Source organism: Streptomyces sp. NPDC028305, from assembly GCF_055569495.1.
This window is the reverse complement of record NZ_JBVHTN010000007.1, coordinates 109,049-130,416: the sequence shown is the minus strand read 5'-3', so window position 1 is coordinate 130,416 and position 21,368 is coordinate 109,049. Positions and strand designations below refer to the sequence as shown.

Here is a 21,368-nt window from a genome sequence, read left to right as displayed (position 1 = left end):
CGCAGCGGCGCTGCGTGCGACGAGCGGGGTGCGGCCAGGCGCCGCCCATCGGCACGCGACGCCGCGGGCCCTACTGCCGGACGGTCTAGGGTGTTCGCGTGCCGATCAGTGTCCTCCTCGTCGACGACGAGCAGTTGGTGCGTGCCGGGTTGCGCGCGATCCTGGAGTCCCAGCCGGACATCCGGGTCACCGGCGAGGCGGCCGACGGGGCCTCGGTGGTGCCGCTGGTGCGGCAACTGCGGCCGGATGTGGTGGCGATGGATGTGCGGATGCCGCTGCTGGACGGCATCGAGGCGACCCGCGCCGTGCTGCGGGCGGTCCCCGACCCGCCCCGGATCCTGGTCGTGACGACCTTCGAGAACGACGAGTACGTGTACGAGGCGCTGCTCGCCGGGGCGGACGGCTTTCTGCTCAAGCGGGCCCGCCCGGCCGAGATCGTGCATGCGGTGCGCCTGGTGGCGGAGGGGGAGTCGCTGCTGTTCCCGGCGGCCGTACGGTCGCTCGCCGCGGCCCGCGGCGGCAACGCGCGCGCCCGCGAGGCCATGGAGCGGGCCGCCCTCACCGAACGCGAGGCGGAGGTGTTGCGGCTGATGGCCCGTGGCCTGTCGAACGCCGAGATCTCCGGCCATCTGCTCATCGGCACCGAGACGGTCAAGACACACGTCAGCGCGGTGCTGGCGAAACTGGGCGCGCGGGACCGCACCCAGGCGGTGATCGCGGCGTACGAGTCGGGCTTCGTGGTGCCCGGCTGACGTGCCTCTCGCCGCGTCCACGTCCAGCGGCTACGATCCGGCAGACACCCACAGCAGGGAGGTCCACGTGGGGCGGCTCACCGGCGGGGATCCGTCCCTGCTGCGGCGCATCAACTCCGCCGTCGTCCTGCACGCGCTGCGCGCGGCGACCGTGTCCCCCGAGGGCCGGGACCCCGGTGCCGGCGCGGACGCCGACCGCGCCCCGGAGCGCGCCCCCGACGCCGCGCCGGGCTGTGCCACCCTCACCGACCTCACCCGGGTGACCGGCTTGTCCCGCCCCACCGTCGAGGGCGTGGTCGAGGGGCTGATCGCGGACGGCCTGGTGGTGGAGATGCCCGCCGAGGAGGGCGGCGTCCGCCGTCAGGGGCGCCCCGCCCGGCGCTTCCGGTTCCGGGCCGAGGCCGGCCATCTGCTGGGCGTCGAGATCGGCGCCCACCGTGTCGCCGCCCTGCTCTCCGACCTCGACGGCCGACCGCTCGGCTCCACGGTGCGGGAGGTGTCCGAGAAGGCGTCGGCCGACGAGCGCCTGGAGCGGGTCCGCGGCGCCGTCGCCGACCTGCTGCGCCGGGCCGGGGTCTCCCGCCACTCGCTGCGGGCGGTGGGGGTCGGCAGCCCCGGCGTCGTCGAGGCCGACGGCACCGTCCACCTGGGCACCGCCCTCCCCGGCTGGACCGGGCTGCGCCTCGGGGAGCGCCTGCGCCGCTCCTTCCGCTGCCCGGTGCTCGTCGAGAACGACGCCAACGCCGCCGCCGTGGCCGAGCACTGGAAGGGCGCCGCCGTCGGCTCCGACGACGTGGTCTTCGTCCTGGCGGGTCTGAGCCCCGGCGCCGGGTCGCTGATCGGCGGGCGGCTGCACCGCGGCTTCGGCGGCGCGGCGGGCGAGATCGGCGCCCTGCACCTGCTGGGCCGCGAAGCCACCCCGGAAGAGGTCCTCTCCACGACCGGCGAACCGCTCAACCCTCTCGACGAGGGCCAGGTCGCCCGCGTCTTCGCCCTCGCCCGCTCCGGGGACACCCGCGCCCGCGCGGCCGTCGACCGCTTCATCCGCCGCCTCGTCCATGACGTGGGCGCGCTCGTCCTCGCCCTCGACCCCGAGGTCGTGGTGGTCGGCGGCTGGGCCACCGGCCTGGACGGCGTCCTCGACCCCCTTCGGGACGAGCTCGCCCGCTGGTGCCTGCGCCCGCCCCAGGTCGCCCAGTCCCTCCTCGGCGAGGCGGCCGTGGTGACCGGCGCGCTCCGGCTGGCCCTCGACCATGTGGAAGAGGAGCTGTTCGCCGTCGAGTCCACGGTCACGGCCCGCCGCGCGAGCCGCTGATCCGGCCGCGGCAGGCCGCCCAGATGTTCCGGCTGTTCTAGGGTCGTCCCTCATGGGAACGGACATCAGCGGCGTGATCGAAATCCGTGCGGCGGACGGCCGCTGGGAAACCGAGGTCAACCTGCTGGACTTCCGGCTCGGCCGGGACCGCTCCGCGTGGGAGTGTCTCTTCGGCTTCGGAAACAGCGACGACATCCAGCGTCCGCTCTTCGACAGCCGGGGGCTTCCGCCCGACGCCTCGGACTGGGTACGGGAAACGGGCACCGAGGACTTCTACGGTCACAGCCACACCTGCGCCACCTGGGCCGAAGTCGCCGCCATCGACTGGGACGCCCCCCTCGCCGACGGCCCCGCCCGGTACTGGGCGGCCCGGTGGCGACCTGGCCCGACCGGCGAACTCGTCAGGCACGACGTCGTACCGGCCACGGTCGACCTGGCCGATGCAGCGTCCGACATTTTCGGCGGCCACATGCTCCTCGCGCCGTCGCAGTGGCCACCGGGCGGCGAAGTGCCCCTGGACGGCGCGGTGTACCGCCCCGTGATCCTCACCGCACGGATGCTCGTCCCTCCGGACGAGGCGCCCTGGGCGCAGGTCTGGCAGACGATGCGAGAGCTGGCCGCCGATATCGGCGCCGACAACGTACGCCTGGTCGTCTGGTTCGGCTGACGCCGTCCCCGGCCCCCCTGCGCCACCGGATGCCGGCCCCGCGGCGGAGTGGCGCGGGGCTGCGTACGGTGGTGGCGGTGTTGCATTCCCGAGGAGGAGCGATGGGCGGGACCTGGGCAGGGGTGCGGGAGCGTGTGCTCGCGCTGCGGAAGGCGCCGCGGTGGTGGGCGGTGTTCGGCGCCGACTACCCCGACCACGGCCACAACTTCGAGCTGCTGCCCGTCCTCACCGAGGAGCAGCTGGAGGCGGTGGAGAGGCGGTTCGGCGCCGAACTGCCCCAGGAGTACCGCACGTTCCTCCTGGAGGTGGGAGCGGGTGGCGCGGGCCCCGAGTACGGCCTGTTCCCGATCAAACCCCCCGGCCCCGACACCCCGCCCGCCTCCGGCCACTGCGCCCTGCCCTTCCGCCCCGGGCTCACGGCCGAGCTCGAGGACCACGAGTGCGCGGAGCCCACGCGGGCCGACCATCCGGACGCCGACGACGACGCCTTCGCCGCCGTGTACGCCACCTGGGACGCCCGCCACGACGAGCTGCTCGACGCACTGACCGAGGGCACCCTCTGCATCGGCCACCAGGGCTGCGGGTACTACTCGCTCCTCGTGGTCACGGGCCCCCTCAGCGGCACCATGTGGGACGACGTACGGGCGGTCGGGGAGGGCGTGGTGCCGGTCGAGCTGATCCGCAGAACGGGGCATGTGTCGTTCGCGGAGTGGTATCTGAACTGGCTCGACCACGCCGAGCGCCGCGCCTGGGACGAGACGACCGAGCCGCCGCCACGGCTTCAGTTCACCTCCGGCCGGACCACGTCCGGCGGGTAGCGGACACCGCGCCCGTCCGTCTGTCACAGCCCACTGCGATGATGACGAGCAGTACCGGCAGAACGGGGAGCAGGGCATGGTGGAGCAGGCCGCGCGGCGGATCGTCGAGAAGCTCGTCGCGGCCGCGCCGGCGGGCTGGACGCGGGCGGTGCTGGGGTGCACGGCGCGCGCGGGCGGGGCCTCGTTGACCGGCGCCTACTTCGTCCCCGGCACGGCCTCGTGGCGCCACCCGGTGCCCAGCCTCTTTCCCGAACTGAGGGCACTGGCCGGGGCGTTGCGGGCGACCGGGGGCGGTGAATCGACCACATTGGAGATCGAGTGCCGCCCGTCCGGCGAGTACCGGCTGGTCGCGTCCGCGGACACGATCACCAGCCTGCGCGGGCGAGGCGGCGGTTTCCAGGTCGTGCTGGACCCCGACTACCGGCTGCCCGAGCCGGGGTTCGGGCAGGAGGCGGGCACGGCCGCGCCCGCGGGCGACCCGGAGCTGGCGGTGGCGCGGTTCCGCGCGTATCTGGAGCGGCGGGCCGCGATCCTGGGGCGGCCCGAGCAGCTGCCGCCGCCCGCCTCGGCCGCCGCGCTCGACGAGGCCGAGCGCCGCATCGGCCGGCCCCTGCCCGCCGACCTGCGGGCGCTGTACTCGATCGCCGACGGGGACGGCGTCGGCTTCGAGCACCGCTACCTGCTCGGCGGCATGGCCTGGATGGCGCTGAAGAGCCTGGTCACCGTCCATGCCGACCAGCGCGAATCGGCCTGGTACAGCTGGGAGCTGGCCTGGCACTCGGTCGTCTTCGACACCGACCCGGCCGACACCGTCCGGCGCTGCGACGGGCACCCGGCCTGGCTGCCCTTCGCCACCGGCGAGGACGGCAACTACCTGGCGGTGGACCTGGCCCCGGCCCGCGACGGCCGGCCCGGCCAGGTCATCCGGATGGGCCGCGACTACAACAGGGGCCCGGCCTACGTCGCCGACTCGCTCACCTCTCTGCTCGGCCGCCACCTGAAGGAGCTGGAAGAAGGGGCGTACGAGGAGGAGGACGGTTATGTCTTCCCGCTGGAGCCCGGCCGCAGGTTCGGCCCGGAGAGGATCATCGGCGAGATCCCCGACGTGATCCCGCCCGCCCTCCAGGCCATCCACATCAACGACGCCACCGGCCCGGTCGATCTCGCCCCGCTCCTGGCGGCCCCGAGCCTGCGGCTGCTGCACCTCAACAGCGGCGCCACCGCCGATCTGACGCCGCTGCGCGCGCTGCCCGTCGAGTCATTGCGCGTCACCCTGGACGGCGGCGACCTGACGCCGCTCGAAGGCCACCCGGATCTCAGCTCTCTGAGCCTGGGGACCACCGCCCCGATCGACATCGCCCCGCTGCGCACCGTCCCGAACCTGCGCGGCCTGGACCTCTCCCGGGCCGAGGTCCGCGATCCGACCGTCCTGGCCGACCTGCCCGACCTGCGCTATCTGGCCCTCACCGCGCGGCAGTGGACCGCCCTGCTGGACGAGGGCAAGGCGCCGCCCACCCTCGCCGCCGCCCGCCTGGCCGACGACGAGGCCACGCTGGACGAGGCCCTCGCCTGGTCGGACCGGATCGGCCTGGACACCGGGGGCGCGCTGCGCTTCACCGGCACGCTCGGAACCGAGGGCGGGTGAGCCCGGGCGCTGGGCCCCGTCTCTCCGATCTCTGTGACGGTGACGCCCCCAGCGACCGCTGGGGGCGGGTGCCAGGCGTCGCGGGCCCGCTGAGATCGGGGAGACAGGGCCTGGGCGCGGGTGGTGGCGGGCGGCTCCGTCCGGGGTCAGCCCGCCAGGAGTTCCACACCCGCGCCGTCGCCGAAGGTGAGGCGGCAGGTGTCGGCGCGGTAGGTGGCCACCGCCACGGCGATCGTGTGGCCGGCCGCGGTGTAGCGGGTGGTGACCACGAGGACGGGGGCGCCGGGCAGCCGGTCCAGGGCCTTGGCCTGGTCGGCCCGGGCGGAGCCCAGCTCGACCGACTGCTCGCGGCCCCCGAGTTCCACGTGGCGCAGCTCGCGGAGGATCGCGCGGGCGCGGGCGGCGCCGGGCGGGGTGTCGAGGGCGCTGAGGCCGGGGACGGACGCGGGCGGGACGTAGAGAAGCTCGGCGGCGATCGGCTGGCCGTGGCCGACGCGGCTGCGGCGCACGATGTGCACCAGGGCGCCGGGCTGGATCTCCAGCAGCCGGGCGATCTCGGCGGGCGGGGCGGTCTCGGTGCTGTCGACGGGCTGCCAGGCCGCGTCGTCCGCGTCCTCCCAGCTGTGGGCGCGCTCGCCGACCGCGACGCCCATGCGGGGCGGGGCCACGGTGGTGCCGACGCCGCGGCGGCGCTGCAACCTGCCCTCCAGCTCGAGCTGTTCGAGGGCCTGCCGGAGGGTGGCGCGGGCCACGCCGAAGCGGGCCGCGAGCTCACGCTCGTTGGGCAGGATCTCACCGACCGCGAACTCCGAGTCGAGCGCGTCGGTGAGCACGGTTTTCAGATGCCAGTACTTGGGCTCCGGCACCGTGTCGAGCTGCGTGGTCCCCACCCTGTCCTCCGCAACAGTCTGTGCGCCGCGACATGCGCGCTTCGATATGCGTGTTTCTTTATTAAAGGTTGTTGCAGTATCTATGGCGACGATAGGACGGCGCCCCGGGTTGGTCAAGACCAATCGACGCGCCGCCTAGGATGCCGCCATGAGCTCACAGTCCTATCTCTCCGAACTCTTCTCGCTGGACGGCCGGGTCGCCGTGGTGACCGGGGGCAGCTCGGGCATCGGCCGTGCCATCACCGGGGCCCTGGCGCGCGCGGGCGCGAGCGTCGTGGTGGTGGCGCGCAGGGAGGCGGAGCTGGCCGCCACGGTCGAGGAGCTGACGGGGCAGGGCTGCCGGGCGGCCTGGGTGAGCGCCGACCTGGGCACCCGTGACGCCGTCCGGGCGGCGGCCGAGGAGGCGGCCGCGGTGTTCGGGGAGCCCGACATCCTGGTCAACAGCGCCGGGGTCAATCTGCGGCCCCCGATGGGCGAGTTGGGCGAGGAAGTGTGGGACACCACGATGGCGGTGAACCTGGAGGCGCCCTATCTGCTGGGGCAGCGGTTCGGCCCGGGGATGGCCGAGCGGGGCTTCGGGCGGATCATCCACATCACCTCCCAGCAGGCGCACCGGGCGTTTGTGCAGAGCGGCGCGTACGGGGTCTCCAAGGGGGCGCTGGAGTCGCTGGCCCGGTCACAGGCCGAGGCGTGGTCGCCGTACGGCGTCACCTGCAACACCCTGGTCCCGGGCTTCGTGATGACGCCGCTCAACGTGCGGCTGTCGTCCGACCCCGAGAAGGTGTCGGCGCTGGCCGCGCGCACGATGGTCGGGCGCAACGGCCTGGCCGAGGACTTCGAGGGCGCCGCGGTGTTCCTGGCGAGCCGCGCCTCCGCCTATGTCACCGGGCAGGCGATCTTCGTCGACGGCGGGCTCTCCGTTCACTGACCCCCGGCGCCGGGCAACCGCCGCGTCAGGTGTGTCAGCTTGTCGGGGTTGCGCACGATGTAGACGGCCTGGACACGGCCCTCGGCGACATCGAGGGAGAGGGCCGTGTCGGGGCGGCCGGCCGAGAAGAGCACCACCGCGGGCCCGCCGTTGAGCTCGGTGAAGACGAACTCCGGGTCCGGGACGGCGTCCTGGCTGATCCCCACCACGAAGCGGGCGATCTTGCCCGCCGTCTCCAGGACGCGCAGCGCCGCCTTGGCCTTCCCGCCGCCGTCGTTGATCAGGCGGGCGTCGGGTGCCAGCAGGGCGAGCAGGCCGTCGAGGTCCCCGCTGCGGGCTGCGGCCAGAAAACGCTCCGTCAGGTCGCGGCGCTGCCCCGGGTCCACCTCGAACCGCGGCTTGCGCTCGTCCACATGGCGCCGCGCCCGCCCGGCCATCTGCCGCACCGCCGCCTCCGTGCGGTCCAGGGCGGCGGCGATCTCCCCGTACGGGAAGCCGAATGCCTCGCGCAGCACGAACACCGCGCGCTCCAGCGGCGAGAGCGACTCCAGGACCACGAGCACGGCCAGCGAGACGGACTCGGCGAGCACCGCCAGCTCGGCGGTGTCCGGGGCGGTGTGGCCGAAGTCGGTGGCGATGGGCTCGGGCAGCCATGGGCCGACGTACGCCTCGTGGCGGGCCTGGGCCTGCCGCAGCCGGTCGATGGCGAGGCGGGTGGTGATCCGTACGAGATAGCCGCGGGGGTCGCGCACCGGCTCGCGGTCGGCGCCGGACCAGCGCAGCCACGCCTCCTGGACGACGTCCTCCGCGTCCGCCGCCCGGCCCAGCATCCGGTAGGCGACGCCGGTCAGCGTGGGGCGGTGCTCTTCGAAGACGTCCGTCGCGGTATCTGCGGTGGTCACGCGGCTCATCATCCCATCCGGCCGAGGCCGGTCGTCCGGCGGCCCGGCGGGCACCGCACCGCACCGATCCGCCCTGCCGGCGCCATCCGCGCCCGGCCCTGGCGGCGTTCAGCCGGGGCCGTGGTCGCAGGGGCCCGGCTGGTCCGCCTCCCCGGCCGCCGCCGTGTCCGCGTGATCGACGACCCCGCGCCCGTCGCCTCCGTGATCCTGGACGGCAGCCGCTGACCGGCCGCTCGCCGTGCCCAGCACGCCCGAGCCCAGGGCCACCCCCAGCCCGACCAGAAGGCTGCCGCCCGCCTGTGCCGGGCCGTATCCGCCGGTGCCGACGAGCGGTGCGGTCGCGGCGGCGGAGACGGGGATGAGCCCCGAGAAGAGGGTGGCCCGCTCGGCGCCGATCCGCTGGACGCCGACGTACCAGCACACGAAGCCGACGACGGTGACCACCACCCCCTGCCACAGCAGCGCCGCCGCCTCCCCGCCGTCCGGTGTCCGCAGCCATCCCCCGCCGTCGAGCACCAGGCCGAGCAGCGCTGACTCCACAGCGGCCAGGCCGCAGGCCGCGGCGGACAGCAGCCGCGGTCCGAGCGGCCGCAGCACGGGGACGGCCAGGACGGCGAAGCCCACCTCGCCCACGAGCGCCCCCAGCGACCACAGCAGCCCCGCCGTGTCCGTACGCCCCCACCCCTGCACGACGAAGGCGCCCGCGGCGACCGACAGCGCCCCCGCGACCACCGCCGGGGCCGGGCGCCGCCCGTCGAGCGCGGGCGCGATCACGGCGACGGCCACGGGCGCGCAGCCGACGAACACCCCGGGCACCGCGGGTTCCGCGCTGCCCTCCGCCGCCAGCACGGCCAGGTTGAACCCCACCATCCCGACGGCCGCCAGCGCGGCCAGCCGCCCCCACTGCCGCCCGCTCAGCGCCCGCAGCGGAGCCCGCACCGGCCCGCCGCGCGCGGCGAGCGGCAGGAGCAGGACGCAGGCGAGGCCGTAGCGCAGCGCCTGGCCGCCCGCGAGCGGGTAGTCGCCCAGCACGCTGTTGGCGGTGAACGAGGCACCGACCAGGCAGCACGCCACGGCCGCGAGCAGCGCCCCCAGCCGCCCATGGCGCGACCGCGCGGTGGCAGCAGTGGCAGCGGTGGGCTCGGCCGGTCCCGCGCCCTCCGGAAGATCACTTCGTTTCATGGCGCCGACGCTAGGCAGCCGACCGGTACCCCTTAAGGTCCAATTCGATGGCTGATTCCCGGACCACTTCCCGGACCCCCTCCCGGACCACCTCGCGGGCCTCTTCCTGGACCGCCGCGTGGGAGCTGCTGCTCCCCACCGCGGCCGCGCCGCCCCGTAAGCGCGGGCGGACACTTCAGTCCGCGCTGCGCGAGGCGGTGCGCTCCGGCCGGATCGCCGCCGGGACCCGGCTGCCGTCCAGCCGGGAGCTGGCCGCCGACCTGGGGGTCTCACGCGGCCTGGTGACCGACGCGTACGAGCAGCTGACGGCCGAGGGATACCTCAACAGCAGCCGGGGCTCGGGCACATGGGTGAGCGGGGCGGCGCGGGCCACGGCGGCGCGGGAGCACCGGCGCCCCGCGGCCGCCGACGCCCCCGGGACCGGCTTCCTGCCCGGCACCCCCGATCTGTCGCTGTTTCCGCGCGCCGCGTGGTCGGCGGCGCACCGCCGGGTTCTGGCGCGCCTTCCGCACAGCGGGCTCGGGTATCCGGATCCGCGCGGGCTGCCGGAGTTGCGGGCGGCCGTGGCGGGGCTGCTCACCCGCCGCCGCGGGGTGGTGGCGGACCCGGAGTCCGTGGTGATCTGCTCGGGTGTGGCGCAGGCCATGACGTTGCTGGGCTTCACACTGGCCGGTCTTGGCCACCGGGCCGTGGCGGTGGAGGATCCGGGCAGCCCCGAGAACACCGCGCTGCTCTCGGCGGCGGGCCTGACGACCGTGCCCGTGCCGCTGGACGCCGAGGGGGCCTCCCCCGCCGCGCTGGCCGCCTCGGGCGCGCGGGCCGCCCAGCTGACTCCGTGCCATCAGTTCCCTTCGGGCATCGCGTATTCGGCGCGGCGCCGCCTCGAACTGCTGGAGTGGGCGCGGACCGCCGACGGGCTGTTGCTGGAGGACGACTACGACGGCGACTTCCGCTACGACCGGGCGCCGGTCGGCGCGCTCCAGGGCCTGGACCCGGCGCGGGTCGCCTACGCCGGGTCGGTCAGCAAGTCGCTCGCCCCGGGGCTGCGGCTGGGCTGGCTGGTGGTCCCCGAACACCTCGTGGACCTGGTCGTGGAGCGCAAGCGGACCATGGACCTGGGCAATCCGGCGCTGGACCAGGCGCTGCTGGCCGAGTTCATCGAACGCGGCGACTACGACCGGCAGTTGCGGCGCTGTCAGCGCGCCTACCGGGAGCGGCGCGACGCGCTGGTCGCGGCGCTGGCGGAACACTTCCCGGGCACGGAGGTGACCGGGATCGCCGCCGGGCTGCACATCATCGCGCGGCTGCCGCGGCGGTACGGGCCCGAGGCGCGCTTCCTGGAGCGCGCGGCGGAGGCGGGGGTGGCGCTGCGCCCGCTCGCCGACTTCGCCCGGCGGCCCGCCGACACCCCCGCCCACTCGCCCGACGAAAACGCCGAGGACGACGAAAACGCCGAGGACGCCGAGAACGCCGAGGACGCCGAGGACGCCGGCGAGGTGCGTCTGGTGATGGGCTACGCCCACCTCTCCCCCGCCCGGATCGCCCGGGCCGTGGCGCTGATCGCCGAGGCCCGGGCCCCGGGCCTTCCCGGCACCCCGCGGTGAGTTGTTCACTGTCCGTTCGAACGCGAGGCATCTGGCACCGATAGCAACAGGACCGCACAGCGGTTCCATGAGCAACGGGAGGTTCGGCATGGCGCGGGAATCCGACAGAGGAATTGGACGGCGGCAGGTACTGCGGGGCTCGGCGGCGGCGTCCGCCGGGCTGGCGCTGCCGGCGCTGGCGTCGTCAGTGGCGTCCGCCGCGCCCGCGCAGGCGCTGTCCGGACGGCCGAGCGCCCAGTGGGGCGTCCAGGTGGGCGATGTGACCACGTCCTCGGGCCTGGTGTGGGTGCGCTCGGACCGTCCGGCCCGGATGGTCGTCGAGACATCCGCGACCGAGTCGTTCGCGAAGGCGCGGCGCTGGCGGGGCCCGGTGCTCGGGGCCGGCAGCGACTTCACCGGCACCACCCCGCTGCACGGGCTGCCCGCGGGCACCCAGGTGCACTACCGGGTGCTGCTCGCCGACCCGGACGACCCGCGCCGCACCGGCGAGCCGGTGTACGGGACGTTCCGCACCGCGCCGGCCCGCCGCCAGGGCCTGCGGTTCGTGTGGTCGGGCGACCTGGCGGGGCAGGGCTGGGGCATCAACCCGGAGCTCGGCGGCTACCGGATCTTCGAGGAGATGCGGCGGCTGGACCCGGACTTCTTCCTGTGCAGCGGTGACAACATCTACGCCGACGGCCCGATGACGCAGAGCGTGACGCTGCCCGACGGCCGCACCTGGCGGAACCTGGTCACCGAGGAGAAGTCCAAGGTCGCCGAGACGCTCGACGAGTACCGGGGCAACTTCCGCTACAACCTCCTCGACGCCAATCTGCGCCGCTTCAACGCCCAGGTGCCCACCATCATCCAGTGGGACGACCACGAGGTGCTCAACAACTGGTACCCGGGCGAGATCCTCACCGACGACCGCTACACCGAGAAGAACGTGAACGTGCTGGCGGCGCGGTCGCGGCAGGCGTTCAGCGAGTACTTCCCCATCTCCACGATGCGGTCGGACGCCCAGAACCGGGTGTACCGGGTGCTCCGGCACGGCCCGCTGCTCGACGTCTTCGTGCTGGACTGCCGTACGTACCGGAACGCCAACTCCCCGGACCGGCAGCCCGACGACGCCCAGGGCATCCTCGGCGCCGAGCAGCTGGCGTGGCTCAAGCGGGAGCTGTCGGCGTCGCGCGCGGTGTGGAAGGTGATCGCCTGCGACATGCCGCTGGGCCTCGTGGTCCCGGACGGGGCGACGGACTTCGAGGCGGTCGCGCAGGGCGACCCGGGCGCGCCGCTCGGCCGTGAACTCCAGATCGCGGAGCTGCTGCGGCACATCAAGCACCGGAAGATCACCGGCACGGTGTGGCTGACGGCGGACGTCCACTACACCAGCGCCCAGCACTACGACCCGTCGCGGGCGGCCTTCAAGGACTTCGCCCCGTTCTGGGAGTTCGTCTCCGGGCCACTGAACGCGGGCTCCTTCCCGGCGGTGAAGCTGGACGGAACCTTCGGGCCGGAGCAGCCCTTCGTCAAGGCGCCGACCAGGGCGAACGTCTCGCCGGCCGAGGGCTTCCAGTTCTACGGCGAGGTGGACATCGACGGGCACAGCGGCGAGCTGACGGTGCGGCTGCGCGAGGTGGGCGGCACGGTGCTCTACACCAAGGTGCTCCAGCCCGGGCGCGTCGGTCAGTGACGTGCGGGGCCGGGCTCGTACCGTACGGGCATGTCCACGACCGGCCCCGCATCCCGTCTGACCTACCCGGAGACGGGCGCCACGCGGCAGTGGCCGCTGCCCGACGGCTACAGCCATCTCCGGGTGTCCGTCCCGGTGGGCCGCGGCCCCGACGCGTTCGGGGCCGCGGGCCGGGCCGTGATGGACTGGCGCATGCACCGGGCGGTGGGCGTGTCGGTGCGCTGCTGGGAGCCGACCGCGGTGGCGGGTCTGCCGGTGGTGATCGGTCTTGGGGTGGGGCGGCTGCGGCTGCGCGCGCCGTGCCAGGTGGTGTGGACGCTGGCGGAGGAGACGCGGATCGGCTTCGCGTACGGGACGCTGCCCGGGCACCCGGAGCGTGGCGAGGAGTCGTTCGTGGTCAGCCTGGAGCGGGACGGGACCGTGCTGCTCACGGTGACCGCGTTCAGCCGTCCGGCGGTCTGGTACGCGCGGGCCGCCGGGCCGCTGGTGCCGCTGTTCCAGCGGGCGTACGCGCGGCGCTGCGGGGCCGTGCTGCGGCGGCTGGCCACCGCGTGAGAACCTGAACCCCACCGCATGGCAGCCTGATTGGCGCGGCATGAGACCCTGAGAGGCGGCGGCGAGCCCCGACAGGCTCCGCCTTTCAACCGCTCCATTCCAGACAAAAACGGTTTCGCGTCGCAAATACCCTCTTAACCCATCGGTCACAATGCGTTCGTGATCGCGCAACACCCCTCCGCAAGGGTGTACGCATGACCGACGCGACCCCTCACGACCACACCCGGCGCCCCCACGGCTGGCGGCGCGATCTGGTAGAGCTGGCCGCCCGGTGGTCACGGCGCCACGGCAACGGCCCTGTCACGGACGGCACTGACGGTACGGGCAGCACGGACGGCACGAACGGCGCTCACCACACAAACGGCGGAACCGGCGCGCGGAGCGCCGAGACCACCCTGTGGCGGATGCGGACGACCGTGCGGGACGAGCCGGGCACCCTGGCCGCGCTGTGCATGGCGCTCGCCCACCACGAGGTCGACATCCTGTCGCTCCAGACCCACCCGCTGGCCGACGGCACCGTCGACGAGTTCCTGCTGCGCGCCCCCGCCGGTCTGCCGCCCTCCGAGCTCACCGGCGCCGTCACCACCGGGGGCGGCCGCGACACCTGGCTCGAGCGGGCCGACGCCCACGACCTGGTGGACGCGCCGACCCGGATCCTGTCCCTGGCCACCCGCACCGCCCTGGACGCCGCCGAACTCCCCCTCGCGCTGCGCGGGCTGCTCGGCCGCTGCACCATCCGGTCGGTGCCCGCCAAGTCCCTCGGCAGGCATCCCGTGGCCGGGGCGGACGGCGCCCCGCCGGTTGAGGGCGTGCTGGAGGAGACCGTGATGCGGCTGCGGGACCCGTCCGGCGGCGCGATCACCGTCGAGCGCCCCTACCTCCCCTTCACCCCGACCGAGTTCGCGCGCGCCCGCGCCCTGGTCGAGCTGGACACCCGGCTGGGCCCGCGGGTGCCCCGCCGCCACGATGTGCTGACGCTGCCCGAGGGCAACGAGATCACCGTGCGCCGCGCCGACACCCGCGACCTGGACGCCGCGCGCGCCATGCACCAGCGGTGCTCGGCCGCGACGCTCACCCGGCGCTACCACGGCCCGGCCGACGACGCCGACCGCTATCTGACCCACCTGCTGAGCCCGCGCTTCGGCCGCACCCTTGCCGCGTACACCGCCTCCGGACGGCTGGTCGCCCTCGGCCATCTGCTGTGGGACGGGGACGAGACCGAGATCGCGCTGCTCGTCGAGGACGAGTGGCAGCGGCGGGGCATCGGCGGCGAGGTGCTGCGGCGGCTGGTCGCGATGGCCGCGGAGGCGGGGGGCGAAAGCGTCTACGCCGTCACCCAGTCGGCCAACACCGGCATGGTCGCGGCGATGCGCGCGCTGGAGCTGCCGCTGGACTACCAGATCGAGGAGGGCACGCTCGTCATCACCGCCCGGCTCTCACCCGCGGTGATCACCTCGGGCGCGTAGCGGGCCGCGCCGGGCGGGGGCGCGGGCTGGTCCGGCACGAGATGATCTCGGTCAGGTACGTCACGTCCAATGCCCGTGACGCGACACCTCCCGCCGTACGAGGATGGCCGCATGTCCGACACCAATGACGCATCCCTGCCCCGCCAGGTGGCCGACGCCTACGTCGACGCCCTCATCGAACTCGATCCGATCACCGGCACCTACCTGGGGGTGCCCGAGAGCGCCCGGCGCCTGCCGGACTACTCCCCCGCGGGGCGGGAGGCGCTCGCGAGCCTCGCCCGCACCACCCTGGACCGGCTCGCCGAGGCCGAGACGCGGCCCGGTGCGGACAGCGACAGCGAGCGGCGCTGCGCCCGGCTGCTGCGGGAGCGGCTGACCGCCGAACTCGCCGTGCACGAGGCTCACGAGCAGCTGCGGGCCGTCAGCAACCTCCACTCCCCGCTCCACGAGGTGCGCGGCGTCTTCACCGTGATGCCGACCGAGACCGAGGACGACTGGGCGGCGGTCGCCGCGCGGCTGCGCGCCGTACCCGCCGCCCTGGAGGGATACCGCGCCTCGCTCGCCGAGGGGCTGCGCCGGGAGCTGCCCGCGGGCCCCCGGCAGGTGACCACGGTCGTCGGCCAGCTCGGCGAATGGATCGGCGCCGAAGGCGGCTGGTTCGCCGACTTCGCGTCCGGCGGCCCCGACGCGCTGCGCACCGAGCTGGACGGGGCGGCGGTCGAGGCCACCGCCGCCCTCGCCGCGCTCCGCGACTGGCTGCGCGATGTGTACGGACCGGCGGTCCAGGGCGCGCCCGATGTCGTCGGGCGCGAGCGCTACCGCACCTGGGCGCGCATGTGGAACGGCACGGACCTCGACCTGGACGAGGCGTACGCCTACGGCTGGTCCGAATACCACCGGCTGCACGCCGAGATGCGCACCGAGGCGGAGAAGATCCTCCCCGGCGCCACCCCCTGGGAGGCGCTGCGCCACCTCGACGAGCACGGCGAGGCCATCGAGGGCGTCGAGGAGACCCGCGTCTGGCTCCAGGGGCTCATGGACCAGGCCATCGAGGCGCTGGACGGCACCCACTTCGACCTGGCCGAGCGGGTCAAGCGGGTCGAGTCGATGATCGCGCCGCCGGGCAGCGCGGCGGCGCCGTACTACACCCAGCCGTCGGTGGACTTCTCCCGCCCCGGCCGGACCTGGCTGCCCACCATGGGCGAGACCCGCTTCCCCGTCTACGACCTGGTCTCCACCTGGTACCACGAGGGTGTGCCCGGCCACCATCTCCAGCTCGCGCAGTGGGCGCACGTGGCCGACCGGCTCTCCCGCTACCAGGCCACGGTCGGCATGGTCAGCGCCAACGCGGAGGGCTGGGCGCTGTACGCGGAGCGGCTGATGGACGAGCTGGGCTTCCTCACCGACTCCGAGCGGCGCCTGGGCTATCTCGACGCGCAGATGATGCGCGCGGTGCGCGTGATCATCGACATCGGTATGCACCTGGAGCTGGAGATCCCCGCCGACTCCCCGTTCCACCCCGGGGAGCGCTGGACGCCGGAGCTGGCGCAGGAGTTCTTCGGCAGGCACAGCGGCCGGCCCGCGGACTTCGTCGAGAGCGAGCTGGTGCGCTACCTGGGCATGCCGGGCCAGGCCATCGGCTACAAGCTGGGCGAGCGGGCCTGGCTGGCCGGGCGCGAGGCGGCCCGCAAGGCCCACGGCGATGCCTTCGACGCCAAGTCCTGGCACATGGCGGCCCTTTCGCAGGGCTCGCTGGGCCTGGACGACCTGGTGGCCGAGCTCTCGGCGATCTGACGGGCGGGCCGGGACCGGCCGCGGCGGGGGCGGCGCGGCGCGCCCCGTTGGGGCCGCGCCGCCGCCCCTGGGGACGTGTCAGGGGCGGCGGCCCGCCCCCGCCGTGGCCCCGGCCGTACGGTGGCGCACCGCCGATCCGTCCCGGCCCTTCACCACCTCAAGACGCACCGGTATGCGCTGCCGCAGATCGGCGACATGGCTGACGATGCCGACCGTACGGTCCCGCTCGCGCAGCGAGTCCAGCACGTCCAGGACCTCGTCGAGGGTCTGCTCGTCCAGGCTGCCGAAACCCTCGTCGATGAACAGGGTGTCCAGCCGGGTGCCGCCCGCCTCGTCCGTCACCACGTCGGCGAGGCCGAGGGCGAGCGAGAGCGACACGAAGAAGGTCTCGCCGCCGGAGAGGGTGGCGGTGTCGCGCTCGCTGCCCGTCCAGGCGTCGATGACATGCAGGCCCAGGCCCGACCTGCCGCGGCCGCCCGTCCGGGCGTCGGAGTGCACCAGCGTGTAGCGCCCGGCGGACATGTGCCGCAGCCGCGCGCTGGCCGCGGCCGCGACCTGTTCGAGGCGCGCGGCCAGGACGTACGCCTCCAGGCGCATCTTCCGCTCGTTCTCGGCGGAGGTGCCTGCGGCGAGCGTGGCCAGCCGGGCCAGGCGGTCGTGCTCGTCGCGCAGCGGGGCGAGCCGCCGCGCGTCGGCGACGGCCTGGGCGGAGAGTTTGTCCAGCTCCTGGCAGCGGGTACGGGCCGCCGCGTCCCGCGCCGACGCCTCGCGCAGCGCCCGGGTGGCCGCCTCGGCCGCCGCGTCGGCGGCGGTGGGGTCGGCGGGCGGCTCCTGCGCGGCCGCGGCCAGTTGCGGGTCGGCCAGCTCCGCCGTGACGGCCGCGGACTCCGTCTGCCACTGGTCCAGGCGGTGCCGCAGCCCACGCTGGTTCGCCGCGGGCAGGACGGCGCAGGCCGCGGCGTGCGGCGTCTCGAAGCCCGCGCGGCGCGCGGCGTCCGCGAGCCGTGCCTCCGCCTCCGCCAGCCGCCGCGTGGCGGCCTCCGCCTCGCGGGCCGCCTCGGCGGCCCCGGCCAGCAGCCCCGCGTGGCGCTCCAGCCGGGCGGCGCGCTCAGCGACGGTGGCGGCTCCGCCGCGGGCCCGCTCCAGGTCCGCCAGCAGCGCGGCCCGCTCCCGCACCAGGGCCTCGCGGTGCGAGGTACGCCCCGCGGCGCGGCGCTCGGCCTCCTGCTTCTGGGCCAGGCGCCGCTCGTGCTCCTCCTCGGCGTGGGCCAGGGCCTCGCGCGCGGCGTGGCCGTCGGCCCCGGCCCCGCGCGCCTCGGCCAGTGCGGTCTCCACGTCGGCCACGGCCCGGTCCAGCTCGTCCGCCGTGCCGCCGCCCGCGGCGGCCTCCGCGCCCGCCAGCGCCTCCCGTAGCGACTGCCGCCCCCGCTCGTCCTCTTCCCGCCCGGCCTCGGCCCGCCGGTAGGCCGCCAGCGCGGCCTCCTCCGCCGTACGGTCCACATGGCCCGCGCCCGGGCGGGCGGGGCGGGGGTGTTCGGTCGCCCCGCACACCGCGCAGGGCTCGCCGCCGCGCAGCCCCGCCGCGAGCTCGGCGGCGATGCCGCGCAGCCGCCGGTCCTTCAGGTCCAGCCATGTCTCGTGCGCCGCGGCGGCCTCCTCACGGGAGCGCAGCAGGCGCTGGTCCGCCTCGGTCGCCTGCCCGGCGAGCAGGTCCCGCCGCCGGGCGGCGTCGAGCCGCTGCCGGGCCGGGGCGAGCTGCCCCGCGAGCTGCTCGGCCCGGGTGACCGCGTCCTGCGCGGCCTCGACGCGCCGCGTATGCGCCTGGCGCGCCGTCTCCCACCCGGCGAGCCACTGCCCGGCCTCCTCGATCGCCTCCTCGTCGGCACGCGCCTGCCGGTCGAGCCGCGCGACCTCGTCGGCCACCTCCCCCGCCCGCCGCTCGGCCCGCCACGCCGCGCCCAGCGACCCCAACTCCTCCCGCAGCCGCCGCTCCTCACCGGCCAGCCACCCGGCGTCGCCGCCCGCGAGGTCCGGTGCGCCCGGCGTCCCACCACGCTCCCCGGAACCCTGCTCCGGCACCGCGAGCGCTCCGCACGCAGAGGCCGCGCCCTGCCGCCCGGAGTCACCGCCCGCCACGCCCGGCGCGTCGGCGAGCCCTCCGGACTCCGTCGGCACGCCCTCCGCCGTCTGAAGCCCGTGGGCCCGCGGCGGCACACCCGGCGTTCGCTCCTCGTCGGCCGACGGCGCGACGTCCGCGCCCGCATGCCCCGACGTGCCGGCGCAGGCCCGGGCCGTCTGGCCGGACCCCGCGTCGGCCTGCCCGTGGGCGGGCCGCGCCACACCTTGCGGCCCGCCGCGCCCCCGCCCGGAGTCAGCTCCTGCCCGCCCATCGGCGGGCCGCCCGGCGCGGTCAGCCGCCTGGCCCGGCTCGTGGGCGCCCCATCGGGCCCCCGGCTCCGACACCCCCCGCGCGCCCGGCGCGGGGTCCGCGCCCACATGCCCCTCGGCGGGCCACTCATCGCCCGCCCCGGAGCGGCCGTGGAACTTCCCCCGCGCATGCGGCCCTCGCCGGTCGGCGGCCGGCCACGCACCGACGCCGTCCGCACGCGGCGGCTCCGTCACCACCCGCTGCCCGGACTCGTCGCCCGCCGGACCCGGCGCCCCGGCGGGGCGGCCCGGTCCGGGGCCGGGGACCGCTGATTCGTCCGCGGCGCCCGCCGTCGGACGCTCGGCCCCCGCCCCCGTGCGCGGCCCCGGGAGCCCGATCCCGCCGGGCGCGGGGGTGTCCACCGAGCCCATCCGCTGAAGCTCCAGGCCGGGCTCCGCCGCGAGGCGGGTGCGGGCGGTGTGGTCGGCGGACGTGGCGGTGGTGTGGTCGCGTTCGGCGGCCGCGTGGAGGTCCAGGGCGGGGACGACGGCCTCGGCCGCGCGGGCCCGCTCCAGGCGCTCGCGGGTCAGGTCGTGCTCGGGGCGCTGCTGTTCGAGTGCGTCGGCGCGGTGCCGGGCGTCGGCGTGGCGGCGCTGGAGGCGGGCGCGTTCGCGTTCGGCGTCGGCCGCTCGCCGGACGGCCCGGTGGGCGGTCTCGGCGGCGTGGAGCGCGGCGAGCGCGATGTCCTGTCGCTCGCGGGCGGTCGTACGGGCGACGGCGGCCCACTCCAGGACGGCGCCGGCCAGCCCCGGCTCGCCGGGGGCGAGGTCGGGCAGCTGCTGCACATCGAGGGCGGGCCCCGCGGCCTGTGCCATGCGGTGGGCCAGGGCGAGCAGCCGTTCGTCGCCGCCGACGACCTGTTTCTCCGCGGCGCGCCGCAGCTCGGCGAGGCGCTCCTCGACGGCGGCGAAGCGGCCCGTGTCGAAGAGCTTGCCGAGCAGCTTGCCGCGGGCCAGTTCGTCGGCGCGCAGGAAGCGGGCGAAGTCGCCCTGGGGCAACAGCACCACCTGGCAGAACTGCTCCTTGCTCATGCCGAGCAGCTGGCTGATCTCCTCGCCGATCTCCTGGTGCGAGCGGCTGAGCGCCTTCCACTCCCCGGCCCCGGGGAGGTGTTCGCGCAGCCGACTCTGCGCCTTCTCGCGCGTGGTGCCGGTGCCGCGCTTCTTGGGGCGGGGCTGCTCGGGGCGGCGGGTGATCTCCAGGCGCCGTCCGCCGGCGGTGAGTTCGAGGACGACCTCGGTGGGAGTGTGCGGGTCGGCGTGGTCGCTGCGCAGCGACAGCCCACTGCCCTGCCGGGCGCCGGGCACCTGCCCGTACAGGCCGTAGCAGACCGCGTCCAGCACGGAGGTCTTGCCCGCGCCGGTCGGCCCGTGCAGCAGGAAGAGCCCGGCGGACGACAGCTCGTCGAAGTCGACCTCCTGGGTGGTCCCGAAGGGGCCGAAGGCGGTCATGGCGAGGCGGTGCAGCCTCATTCCGGCGCCTCCCCCGCGGTCCGTACGGTGTCCAGCGCGGCGCCGAGCACCGCGCGCTCGGCCTCGTCGGGGCCGCGTCCGCCGCGCACATGGGCCACGAAGTCCTCCGCGATCTGCCGGTCGGTGCGGCCGCGCAGCCGCTGTGCGTAGGAGGCGAGCGGGTCCTCGGGGGCCCGCTCGGGGTCGAACACCAGGCTCAGCAGATGGGGGAAGCGCCGCGCCAGGCGGGGCATCGGCTCGTGGGGGCGCGCGGGGTCGGTGAGGGTCGCCTCGACCCAGGCGTCCTCGTGCCGGGCCAGGTCGGGGTCGCTGAGCAGCTCCTCGATCCGGCCCCTGATCCGGGCCAGCGGCCTGGGCACCGGGCAGTCGACGCGCTCGGCGGCCACGGCGCCGCCGGGGCCGAGGTCGACGAGCCACATGGACTTGCGGTGCCGCGCCTCGGAGAAGGAGTACGCGAGCGGCGAGCCGGAGTAGCGGATCCGCTCGGTGATGGACTGACAGCCGTGGAGATGTCCGAGCGCCGCGTAGTCGACGCCGTCGAAGATCTCGGCGGGGACGGAGTCGACGCCGCCGACGGTGATGTCGCGCTCGCTGTCGCTGGGCGCGCCGCCGGTGACGAAGGCGTGGGCGAGGACGACCGAGCGGGTGCCGGGCGCCCGGGCGGCGAGGTCGGCGCGCACCCGGTCCATGGCGGCGCGCAGCACCGCGGTGTGCCCGGCCGCCTCGGCTCCCAGCGCCTCCCGCACCAGGGCGGGCTCGAGGTACGGCAGGCCGTAGAACGCGACGTCGCCGTGGTCGTCGGCCAGGACGACCGGGGTGGCGCACCCCGCGGGGTCGGTGCGCAGATGGATTCCGGCCCGCTCGATCAGCCCGGCGCCGACGCCGAGCCGCCGGGCCGAGTCATGGTTGCCGGAGATCATCACGGTCGGCACGCCGAGGTCGGCGAGGCGGTGCAGGGCGTCGTCGAAGAGCTCGACGGCGGCGAGCGGCGGCACCGCCCGGTCGTAGACGTCGCCCGCGACGAGCACGGCGTCGACCCGCTGCTCGCGCACGGTCTCGACCAGGTGGTCGATGAACCGCCGCTGCTCGGAGAGCAGGTTCACCCGGTGGAAGGACCGCCCCAGGTGCCAGTCCGATGTGTGCAGAAATCTCACAGCCCGGCCCCGCCCCGCATTCCTGGTACACCCTCCGCCGACCCACCGTGCCCGGCCCGCCCTACGTTATCCCCGCCGGGTGCCCCACTTGTCGCACACCTCGGTTTTCACCCGGGCGGTGCCG

Annotated in this window: 16 protein-coding genes; 11 read left to right on the top strand and 5 right to left on the bottom strand. The window is 75.4% G+C overall.

Translation table 11 applies throughout. The features are described 5' to 3' along the window. The first annotated feature begins 98 nt into the window (after nucleotides 1-98). The 5 genes from ACZ4WQ_RS30305 (at nucleotide 99) to ACZ4WQ_RS30285 (ending at nucleotide 5,197) form a co-directional block, all read left to right on the top strand. Nucleotides 99-752, top strand: a complete 654-nt coding sequence (locus ACZ4WQ_RS30305) for a response regulator transcription factor (protein ID WP_468022584.1) — start codon at nucleotides 99-101, stop codon at nucleotides 750-752. Between the two features lie 67 nt (nucleotides 753-819). Next, nucleotides 820-2,067, top strand: a complete 1,248-nt coding sequence (locus ACZ4WQ_RS30300; protein WP_311729500.1) for an ROK family protein — start codon at nucleotides 820-822, stop codon at nucleotides 2,065-2,067. Nucleotides 2,068-2,119: 52 nt separating this feature from the next. After that, entirely contained in the window at nucleotides 2,120-2,734 is a 615-nt protein-coding gene (locus ACZ4WQ_RS30295) for a hypothetical protein (protein WP_468022583.1), read from the top strand. 101 nt (nucleotides 2,735-2,835) lie between these two features. After that, nucleotides 2,836-3,552 carry an SMI1/KNR4 family protein gene (locus ACZ4WQ_RS30290; protein ID WP_385346310.1) on the top strand — a complete coding sequence of 239 codons (717 nt, stop codon included), beginning with the start codon at nucleotides 2,836-2,838 and terminating at the stop codon, nucleotides 3,550-3,552. Nucleotides 3,553-3,628: 76 nt separating this feature from the next. Then, nucleotides 3,629-5,197, top strand: a complete 1,569-nt coding sequence (locus tag ACZ4WQ_RS30285) for an SMI1/KNR4 family protein (protein WP_385346308.1) — start codon at nucleotides 3,629-3,631, stop codon at nucleotides 5,195-5,197. A gap of 146 nt (nucleotides 5,198-5,343) precedes the next feature. Here ACZ4WQ_RS30285 and ACZ4WQ_RS30280 read toward each other — a convergent pair whose 3' ends face one another. Then, nucleotides 5,344-6,087 (bottom strand): GntR family transcriptional regulator, encoded by a 744-nt coding sequence (locus tag ACZ4WQ_RS30280; RefSeq protein ID WP_385346307.1) that lies wholly within the window; start codon nucleotides 6,085-6,087, stop codon nucleotides 5,344-5,346. Between the two features lie 148 nt (nucleotides 6,088-6,235). Between ACZ4WQ_RS30280 and ACZ4WQ_RS30275 the strand changes: the two genes are divergently transcribed. After that, the gene (locus tag ACZ4WQ_RS30275) at nucleotides 6,236-7,015 is read left to right on the top strand and encodes an SDR family NAD(P)-dependent oxidoreductase (protein ID WP_311729505.1); all 780 of its coding nucleotides are present in this window, start codon (nucleotides 6,236-6,238) and stop codon (nucleotides 7,013-7,015) included. On the opposite strand, the gene ACZ4WQ_RS30270 is transcribed toward ACZ4WQ_RS30275, so the two are convergent. Both ACZ4WQ_RS30270 and ACZ4WQ_RS30265 read right to left on the bottom strand, forming a co-directional pair. After that, complete coding sequence (locus ACZ4WQ_RS30270) at nucleotides 7,009-7,917, bottom strand: RNA polymerase sigma-70 factor (protein ID WP_385346305.1); 909 nt, start codon at nucleotides 7,915-7,917, stop codon at nucleotides 7,009-7,011. The two genes, ACZ4WQ_RS30275 and ACZ4WQ_RS30270, sit on opposite strands and share 7 nt — an antisense overlap. A gap of 108 nt (nucleotides 7,918-8,025) precedes the next feature. After that, nucleotides 8,026-9,099: a DMT family transporter gene (locus ACZ4WQ_RS30265; RefSeq protein WP_398373171.1), complete on the bottom strand. Its 1,074-nt coding sequence runs from the start codon at nucleotides 9,097-9,099 to the stop codon at nucleotides 8,026-8,028. A gap of 47 nt (nucleotides 9,100-9,146) precedes the next feature. Here ACZ4WQ_RS30265 and pdxR point away from each other — a divergent pair, with 47 nt between their 5' ends. The 5 genes from pdxR to ACZ4WQ_RS30240 all read left to right on the top strand — a co-directional run bounded on the left by pdxR (nucleotide 9,147) and on the right by ACZ4WQ_RS30240 (nucleotide 16,190). Beyond that, the gene (gene pdxR, locus ACZ4WQ_RS30260; protein WP_398373169.1) at nucleotides 9,147-10,703 is read left to right on the top strand and encodes a MocR-like pyridoxine biosynthesis transcription factor PdxR; all 1,557 of its coding nucleotides are present in this window, start codon (nucleotides 9,147-9,149) and stop codon (nucleotides 10,701-10,703) included. A 67-nt stretch (nucleotides 10,704-10,770) separates the two neighbouring features. Then, nucleotides 10,771-12,375 carry an alkaline phosphatase D family protein gene (locus ACZ4WQ_RS30255; protein WP_385346299.1) on the top strand — a complete coding sequence of 535 codons (1,605 nt, stop codon included), beginning with the start codon at nucleotides 10,771-10,773 and terminating at the stop codon, nucleotides 12,373-12,375. Nucleotides 12,376-12,405: 30 nt separating this feature from the next. Next, a complete protein-coding gene (locus ACZ4WQ_RS30250; RefSeq protein WP_398373167.1) occupies nucleotides 12,406-12,930 on the top strand; it encodes a DUF1990 family protein in 525 nt (174 codons plus the stop codon). A gap of 194 nt (nucleotides 12,931-13,124) precedes the next feature. Next, entirely contained in the window at nucleotides 13,125-14,396 is a 1,272-nt protein-coding gene (locus tag ACZ4WQ_RS30245) for a GNAT family N-acetyltransferase (RefSeq protein ID WP_398373165.1), read from the top strand. 111 nt (nucleotides 14,397-14,507) lie between these two features. Next, nucleotides 14,508-16,190 carry a DUF885 domain-containing protein gene (locus ACZ4WQ_RS30240; RefSeq protein WP_385346295.1) on the top strand — a complete coding sequence of 561 codons (1,683 nt, stop codon included), beginning with the start codon at nucleotides 14,508-14,510 and terminating at the stop codon, nucleotides 16,188-16,190. 78 nt (nucleotides 16,191-16,268) lie between these two features. Here ACZ4WQ_RS30240 and ACZ4WQ_RS30235 read toward each other — a convergent pair whose 3' ends face one another. Then, nucleotides 16,269-20,090: an AAA family ATPase gene (locus tag ACZ4WQ_RS30235; protein ID WP_398373162.1), complete on the bottom strand. Its 3,822-nt coding sequence runs from the start codon at nucleotides 20,088-20,090 to the stop codon at nucleotides 16,269-16,271. After that, the gene (locus ACZ4WQ_RS30230) at nucleotides 20,087-21,244 is read right to left on the bottom strand and encodes an exonuclease SbcCD subunit D (RefSeq protein ID WP_398373160.1); all 1,158 of its coding nucleotides are present in this window, start codon (nucleotides 21,242-21,244) and stop codon (nucleotides 20,087-20,089) included. Before ACZ4WQ_RS30230 ends, ACZ4WQ_RS30235 begins: the two co-directional genes overlap by 4 nt. Between the last annotated feature and the right edge of the window lie 124 nt (nucleotides 21,245-21,368).